The following is a 7,012-nucleotide window of genomic DNA, read 5'->3' as shown; positions in this document are numbered from 1 at the left end:
CCCGCATAGCGGGTGGTTTTTTGTATCAGAGCTAACATTTTTCAAATGTCAGCTCCGATACTGGCTAAAGTCCATTAATGCAAAAAGCGACTTCCTTGGGAAAATCCCTTAGAAGTCGCTTTCTTTATTCTTACCTTATCGCCAAGTAATGGGCTTGGTTCTATCCGGAATTATCTCAATCCAGTATCCATCCGGATCTTCGATAAAATAAATTCCCATGCCGTGATTCTCAAAACAAATGCATCCCATCTTTTCATGCCGGTCATGGGCCGCACCGATATCCACAGTCCTAAGAGCCAAATGGAACTCCTGCTCTCCCAAGTCATAGGCTTCTGTTCTATTCTTCAGATAGGTTAACTCCAAACGAAAATCCGTAGAATCATCTCCCAGATAAACGATGATAAAATCATCCTGCTCATTTCTGCTTAATTCATGTAAGTCCAGCGCCTCCTCATAAAAGCGCAAACTTCTCTGCAGATCCAGTACATTAAAATTAAAATGATTAAATGAAAAATCGCTCATTGCTTCCCCTTTTCCGTTGTCCTTCAACTAATCTGTCTGTCCATCTCCGCAAGTGTTTCCTTAGGATAACAGAGAAAAACTTCAATGACAAGGAATTCTCCAAAGAATAAAGAGAATTTTAGAAACAAATAGGAGAAACTAACGGGGGTATCAAAGGGACTATCACCAATACTATATGCGTATCAAATCAATAGGTCCGAAGCGGGGCACGCTCTCGCTAACTTCGCCTCATAGGGGTTCTAAGCTTTCAAAGAACAAAAGCTAAGAACCCATGGGCTCAGATTACCCCTGCTTCGGACCTATTGATTCGATGCGCTATTTAATTCTATTTTTCTTAGTCCCTTTGAGACTTTCTTTTTCGTTAAGCCTTCTTTAGGAAGATATGCTCCAAAAATCTCAGGCAGGCATAAATGGTAAAGCCTGCGGCAATGATGGTTTCCAGTAAAACCACCGGCTGCATGAAGGCAAGGCTCATTCCCATTTTCCCTAAAACCAGCACGCTTTGCTTTGTAGCAATAGCGGAAATAACGAAGGGGAAGGTGAAGGCTGCATAGCTTGGGTAGAAGGGGAGCTTCAGGAAGGAAATGCTCTTTACCAGGGCAAAAAGATAAATCACTGAGGTTGCTGCCAGTAAGAAGAGTACAAATCCCTGATTCTTCTCCGCAAATGCCTGATTATAGCCGGCAGTGCAAAGAGCCATAGGCGCTGCATAAATCATCATTAAAGGCTTTGCAGGTTCCGGTACCGGCATTTTCAGATAACGTTTCGAAACCACCACCAAAAGAATCAGCAGGGCGATAAAGCCGAAGTAAAAGATTCCCTGTCCCAAAGCCTGCATTTTATAAGCAGGAGAAGTAAGGGATGCCACTACGATTCCCACATAAACGATGTACCATACTGTATGGACATTTTTCTCCTCAAAGTGTAAAACGAAGGTCTTGGTGAAATAGAGGAGTAAAAGAATCTGTAGCAGAATGGCTACACACCATAAGGGAAAGGCAATGCCCGGAACAAAGGGCTTTGCATACACGGAAAACAGCATTAAAGCCATGGGGAAGGTGGCGGTAACACCGGCACCAATGGGATTACTGAATTCTTCTTTGAGTACTTGTGGGAAGAAAATCGCCTTACACAGAAGAAGAAGGAGCAGTACAAAGGCTACTCCTCCAAAAATCAGGCGAATTCCCTCACCGTAGGACTGTAATAAATTTCCCAAAGCCGCCATTCCCAAAATCACACCGGAAATAGCCAAGGGCACTCTTTTGATTTTTTCCATACTTCCTCCTTATACCACTTCTTTTACAGGTGGAAGGTAAGGTGCTTCCAGACCCTTGATAGGCGCGGAATCAACATTTTCAACGCCTAACTCTCTGCAAAGAATCTCTGCAACCTTTCCGGCGCAAAGTCCTGTGAAAGCAATACACTGCTTCTTATGCTCTCCGCCTGCCATATCAAAGCCTCTGGTAAGAACACGGCAGCAAGCGGCATGCTTAGCATTGGAGTCTCTGAACCAATCGTGTAGTTCCTTGGACAATGCCATTAAAGCATTTACCTTTGGATCCTTAGGACCGTCCGGTGTTGTTCTACCGAAGAACATACCAAGGGCAAGGATTCCGCCGTTTAAAGCTCCACACATACAGCCAGAACGACCTGCTCCGATAGACATACCGGACGACATGGCAATAACGGACTCCGGAACATCTGCCTGGAAAGCGTCACGGATTACGGACATAACTGCCTCACAGCAGAAGTATCCGCCGGCATACTGCTCTTCTGCCTTTCTCTGTACTTCCTGAGGGCTTACCTTCGTTGCATGATAAGTAACAATAGACTCCATATTTTTCTCCTTCTTTGGCGTCTTTCCCGGTCTTATTTCAGAAAACAGAATCTCTTTCGCAAAATTTCTTTCGCTTTCAAGATAAAAAAAATTTCCCCTTCGGATAGGCTCTTTCCGGTCTATGAAAGGAAAATGTTTTACGCTCACTTCTGTTTCTCGGAAAAGTGATTTTGAGGAAAGACAATGATGTGTATTCTTCTCCGACCGCATCTATTTTATCTAAGGAAGGGGGTAAAGTCTAATTTTGAATTCTTATAAAACTCTCTTTTTTATGCCTTTTTACTATAATTAATCTTTAAGGGAAATTGCATAAAATCTCCTTCCTTATGCACAGGAGCTTTTTCTTTTCTTTCCGGCTCCTTTGGGGAAAATCCTTGTATTTCCTTATAGATAGCAAAAAACCCGGCGTCTCCGTCGGGTTCTCTGCTGTATAGAGTAGTAAGGGTCGATTAAACCTGTTCGCCAATTTTTAGGTCGAATCCTTATCGATTCGAGTAAAGCAATTCTACCCCATTTCTCCCGGCTTGTCAATTCTTTTTCAATCCTATTTGGGCATTTTATCCTGTTTTCTTCATTAAAATAATTATCAATTTGAGCTTTTTGCATAAATCGGTTTTATGCATAGATATAAATGAAATATACCGTCCTTTTTTTCGCTTTAAAAGGGTATATTTTTTCGTTGCTTGCCGGCTCATTTCAAAAGTCGGTTCAGCCGGTTTTTCATCTGCCCTTAGGCATTTTCAGAAGGAGAATTAGCCAGCTTTTACCTGCTTTTAGGCATTTTCAGGGGAAAGCTTTCCGTTTTCCTTCTTCTTATACCAATCCTTTCCCAACATGATTCTACTAATCAGCATGGAAGCTACCGTATCGCCGCAGGAGTTCAACAGGGTACATCCGGCGTCAAAAAGCTGAGTCAGCATCAGCATCATAGGCAGGGCCTGTGGAGGAAAACCGAAGGCGGCAAGAATCATGGTTTCCATAGCCGCTCCACCGCCGGGGACGGAGGAAACCGCCACGCTGGCCACTACAGACACCACTATCGCATAGAGGTAATCTCCTATGCCGTGGAAGGAATGACCGAAAAGAGCGGAAACCAATAAAATCTCATACACTGTCGCAAGACACGCGCCATCCATGTGGCAGGTGGCTCCGGTGGGGATAACTACAGAGGAAATTTCTCTGGGTACCCCCAAATCATCGCAGGATTCCAGCTGCAAAGGAATGGCTGCTGCTGAGCTTCTGGTTCCCAATGCGGTTAATGCCGGAAGGAAAATTACCCGGAAGAAATTTTTCACTCCCCAGGGACCTGCTGCCAAAAATGCATAGAAGCCAAGGAAAAGGAAGAAATATACGATAACCGTGGGGTAAAAGGTAAGTAAGGCTCTTCCATAGGTTTTAATCAAGTCAATGCCGTAGGTTCCGGTTAAATCCGCAAAATAGGCTCCGATTCCAATGGGGGCCAGCTTCATTAAAAGAGAAACCATCTTATAAAAGACCTTGGACCACTGGTTCAGAAAATTGGCTACATACTCTCCCTCTTTTCCCATTAGGGATACTGCCATTCCGGTAAAGATGGAAAAGATAATCAAAGGCAGGATATGGGCACGGCTGATGACCAGGGGAAAATCGGAAACCGTAAACATATCTACGATCTGGCTGGCCATATCCGTTTTCTTCACATCCTCCACCGCTTCCGCCACTAAGTTCAGCCGGGTATCCAGCCCCACGAAGTGTACTACGGTAAACATCAAAACCGCCGCTATCGCCGCCGTACTGACAAAAATCAGAATCAGGCAAAAAAGCAATTTTCCTACCTTATTGGTATCCGATACGTTGGCAATGGAGGCGGAAATAGAGAAGAAAATCAGCGGTACCAGGAGGGTAAACAAAAGATTTAGAAAAATCTGTCCCACCGGCTTTAAAAATGCCACCTTCTCCCGAAATACCAATCCTAAAACAGCACCTATCGTTACACACAGCAGGAGAAGCAGCGGTTCCTTATAGGCTCCAAGCCTTCCCTTATTTTGCGGGTTCTGTTGCGAGCTGCCTTCTCTCTCTACATCTGCGCTGTTCTGCGACATCATTCCACTTTCCTCTACTATCTCTTTGTTTTCTCCCATAGACTCTCCCTTCTTTCAACCAATCACCCTTACACTCCACACTTACGACATTTCCGCCAAAGAAATCCTGTATTTTACTGATATGATTAGTGAAATCATTACAATTTTATACTACTTTTAATATTTTATTCAAAAAGCTTTTTTTTGCAAGATAAAATTTTCCAAAGCTTTTTCAAACATTTTCCTGCTCTTCTGCTCACAATTCTTCTCACTCTATTTCTTTTTCAAAAAATGGAGTAAGATAAGTATCGCAGTGTAAGAAAGCTAAGCACCGGCAGCAATGAAAGTAATGGCGGTAATGCTATAATAGCTTTAATGAAAGTAATGGCGGTAATAAAAGTAATGGCGGTAATGAAAGTAATGAAAGTTATGACTGTAGTGAAATACAAAAAGCGTTGAAAGGAGTTTCTATGAAAAAGGTACTTGCATTTTTTGCGGAAGGCACGGAAGAAATTGAATGTTTAATGGTGGTGGATATTTTACGAAGAGCAGGTGTTTCGGTGGAGCTTATTGCAGTTGCTCCGGATAAGCTCGTGAAGGGCTCCCACCAGATTACCGTGCTCTGTGATAAGAATATTTCCGAGCTTACGGAAAATGATTTTTCCTCCGCGGATTTACTTTTCTTACCCGGTGGAATTCCCGGAGTTCCCCATTTAGAGGAAAATAAAAAGTTGCTGGAAGCTTTGCAAAAGCAGTTCCAAGCAGGAAAGGATCTGGCCGCAATCTGTGCAGCCCCCGGCATTTTCGGGCGTCTGGGATTTTTGAAAGGGCAACACTTCACCTGCTATCCGGGCTTTGAAGAAGGCATCTCCGGCGTAGACGGCGCAAAATGGAGCGGAAAAGCCGTGGAAGTTGGAAAACAGATCATTACCGGTAGAGGAATGGGCGTCGCTTTAGACTTCGCTTTGGCACTGGTGGAAAGACTGGAAGGCGCAGAAAAAGCTGCACAACTGAAGAAAGGGGTACAGCACCCCGAATGCATTTAGACTACATTTAGAATGCGTTTAGAGCTTTCAAGTATCGTAAAAAGGCGAAGCAATAAATTCACCTAGGTTTTCTATAGGATAGGGATGAAATGAGAAAAGACACTTAACCCGCTCTACTTACTAGGTATCCAAGAGTGGAAGCAATGAAAAAACAGTGCAGTTACAGGGGTAAGCTTTCCTATTAGAGGTTCGGAATAAGGGGTAATCTGAGCCCGTCAGTTCTTAGCTTTTGTTTTGTAAAAGCTTAGAACTGCTACGTGGCGAGGTTAGCGAGAGCGTGCCCCTGTTCCGAACCTCTAATGAAGAAAGCGACTCATGAAACCTCTTTTTTCTTTGCTTCCCCCTTTTCTATCATCCGATCCACCTGTAACTTAATCAGGCTGGCGATGGGGGCGGCCAGGAAGATTCCCAAAACTCCTCCCACTGCGCCGCCGATAATTAAAGAGATAATTACCAGTAGAGGATGAATGTCTATACTATTGGAAAGGAGTCTTGGGTTAATCACGTTTCCATCAACGGTCTGAATCGCAAACAGGGCTAAGACAGCCGGTAATAATTTAGAAAAATCCCCGTAAAGGGTGCATACTAAAATGGTAGTGCCATAGGCTACAAAGGGACCCACATAGGGTATTAGATTTCCAATCCCGGTAAGAATTCCTATGGCTACGGCATAGCGTACCCCTATAAGACTTAGGCTAAAACTAACCAAAATAGCCATAATGATGCCGTCAATCATCTGTCCACGGATATAACCGGAAAAGGCTCTATCCGCATCCTTTAGAAATCCGCGAAAGGCTAAAACTCTCTTTTCCCCCAAGATTAGGCGAAAAATTCTTTCCCAATATAGCGCAATCTTTACCCCATCTGCCAGAAAATAAATAGAAAAAATAATACCAAAGAGCAGAGTGCCTATCAGGCTTCCCATATTTCCCACAGAGGATATGAAATTACTGCCCAGGTTTTGTACAAAGCTTAAAAGCTTTGCTAAAAAAGTTCGTATTCCCTCCTGCAAATCATTTCCCGCAATAGGAATCTCTGAAACTCTTTGGTTCAAGTCCTCATAAAAACTTTTTAAAAGAAGCAGTACGCTCTCCAATCCCTTAGCAAAATCTTCTCCCTGAATCAGCTGAATATTTTTGGTCAGGACGGATACAAAAAGAGAGGCAAGCAGTACCAGAAAAAGTAATATCAAGAGATAGCAAAGCAGAATGCCCAGATTTTTCCGTAGTTTCTCTTTCTTCTGAAAAAGAGGAATTTTCCCTAAGGCCCTCTCCAGTATGGTACAGAGAGGACTCAGCAAATACGCCAAAGCAAATCCCAAGAGCAAAGGAGAAGTCACTTGGGACAGCCAGGAAAAGTGCCTTGTCCATAATGAGGGAATCCCTTCCAGATGATCCACCAAACGGCTTCCCAGATGATACAGGAGTGCCGTCAGCAATACATATACCGAAATCATCAGGTATTTTTTATTCCATAAATCTTTCCAATTCATTTCTTTACTTCCCTACTCTTCTACTATCTTTGCTTTAACCGCAGTTATTGCCCTG

Annotated in this window: 6 protein-coding genes; 1 reads left to right on the top strand and 5 read right to left on the bottom strand. The window is 43.4% G+C overall.

Annotation, left to right across the window (positions count from 1 at the left end; genetic code table 11):
- Window positions 1–135 precede the first annotated feature (135 nt).
- The 4 genes from RDQ32_RS02845 to RDQ32_RS02830 all read right to left on the bottom strand — a co-directional run bounded on the left by RDQ32_RS02845 (window position 136) and on the right by RDQ32_RS02830 (window position 4,479).
- A complete protein-coding gene (locus RDQ32_RS02845; protein ID WP_040649632.1) occupies window positions 136–522 on the bottom strand; it encodes a VOC family protein in 387 nt (128 codons plus the stop codon).
- Window positions 523–883: 361 nt separating this feature from the next.
- Window positions 884–1,798 carry a TDT family transporter gene (locus RDQ32_RS02840; protein WP_308579052.1) on the bottom strand — a complete coding sequence of 305 codons (915 nt, stop codon included), beginning with the start codon at window positions 1,796–1,798 and terminating at the stop codon, window positions 884–886.
- Between the two features lie 9 nt (window positions 1,799–1,807).
- Window positions 1,808–2,359, bottom strand: a complete 552-nt coding sequence (locus tag RDQ32_RS02835) for a C-GCAxxG-C-C family protein (protein WP_308579051.1) — start codon at window positions 2,357–2,359, stop codon at window positions 1,808–1,810.
- 773 nt (window positions 2,360–3,132) lie between these two features.
- A complete protein-coding gene (locus RDQ32_RS02830; protein ID WP_308579050.1) occupies window positions 3,133–4,479 on the bottom strand; it encodes a dicarboxylate/amino acid:cation symporter in 1,347 nt (448 codons plus the stop codon).
- 410 nt (window positions 4,480–4,889) lie between these two features.
- Between RDQ32_RS02830 and RDQ32_RS02825 the strand changes: the two genes are divergently transcribed.
- The gene (locus RDQ32_RS02825; RefSeq protein WP_308579049.1) at window positions 4,890–5,465 is read left to right on the top strand and encodes a DJ-1 family glyoxalase III; all 576 of its coding nucleotides are present in this window, start codon (window positions 4,890–4,892) and stop codon (window positions 5,463–5,465) included.
- Between the two features lie 313 nt (window positions 5,466–5,778).
- Here the strand turns inward: RDQ32_RS02825 and RDQ32_RS02820 are convergent, their stop codons facing one another.
- The gene (locus tag RDQ32_RS02820) at window positions 5,779–6,957 is read right to left on the bottom strand and encodes an AI-2E family transporter (protein ID WP_308579048.1); all 1,179 of its coding nucleotides are present in this window, start codon (window positions 6,955–6,957) and stop codon (window positions 5,779–5,781) included.
- Window positions 6,958–7,012 lie beyond the last annotated feature (55 nt).

This window comes from uncultured Oribacterium sp. (genome assembly GCF_902481605.1).
Taxonomy (GTDB): domain Bacteria; phylum Bacillota; class Clostridia; order Lachnospirales; family Lachnospiraceae; genus Oribacterium; species Oribacterium sinus.
Note: the sequence above shows the minus strand (reverse complement) of the source record. Positions and strands in the feature narration are given on the sequence as shown.

Bases quoted from the DNA above. Each gene is read 5' to 3' on its own strand.
- RDQ32_RS02845 (WP_040649632.1), bottom strand. From the start codon at position 522: ATGAGCGATTTTTCATTTAATCATTTTAATTTTAATGTACTGGATCTG.
- RDQ32_RS02840 (WP_308579052.1), bottom strand. From the start codon at position 1,798: ATGGAAAAAATCAAAAGAGTGCCCTTGGCTATTTCCGGTGTGATTTTG.
- RDQ32_RS02835 (WP_308579051.1), bottom strand. From the start codon at position 2,359: ATGGAGTCTATTGTTACTTATCATGCAACGAAGGTAAGCCCTCAGGAA.
- RDQ32_RS02830 (WP_308579050.1), bottom strand. From the start codon at position 4,479: ATGGGAGAAAACAAAGAGATAGTAGAGGAAAGTGGAATGATGTCGCAG.
- RDQ32_RS02825 (WP_308579049.1), top strand. From the start codon at position 4,890: ATGAAAAAGGTACTTGCATTTTTTGCGGAAGGCACGGAAGAAATTGAA.
- RDQ32_RS02820 (WP_308579048.1), bottom strand. From the start codon at position 6,957: ATGAATTGGAAAGATTTATGGAATAAAAAATACCTGATGATTTCGGTA.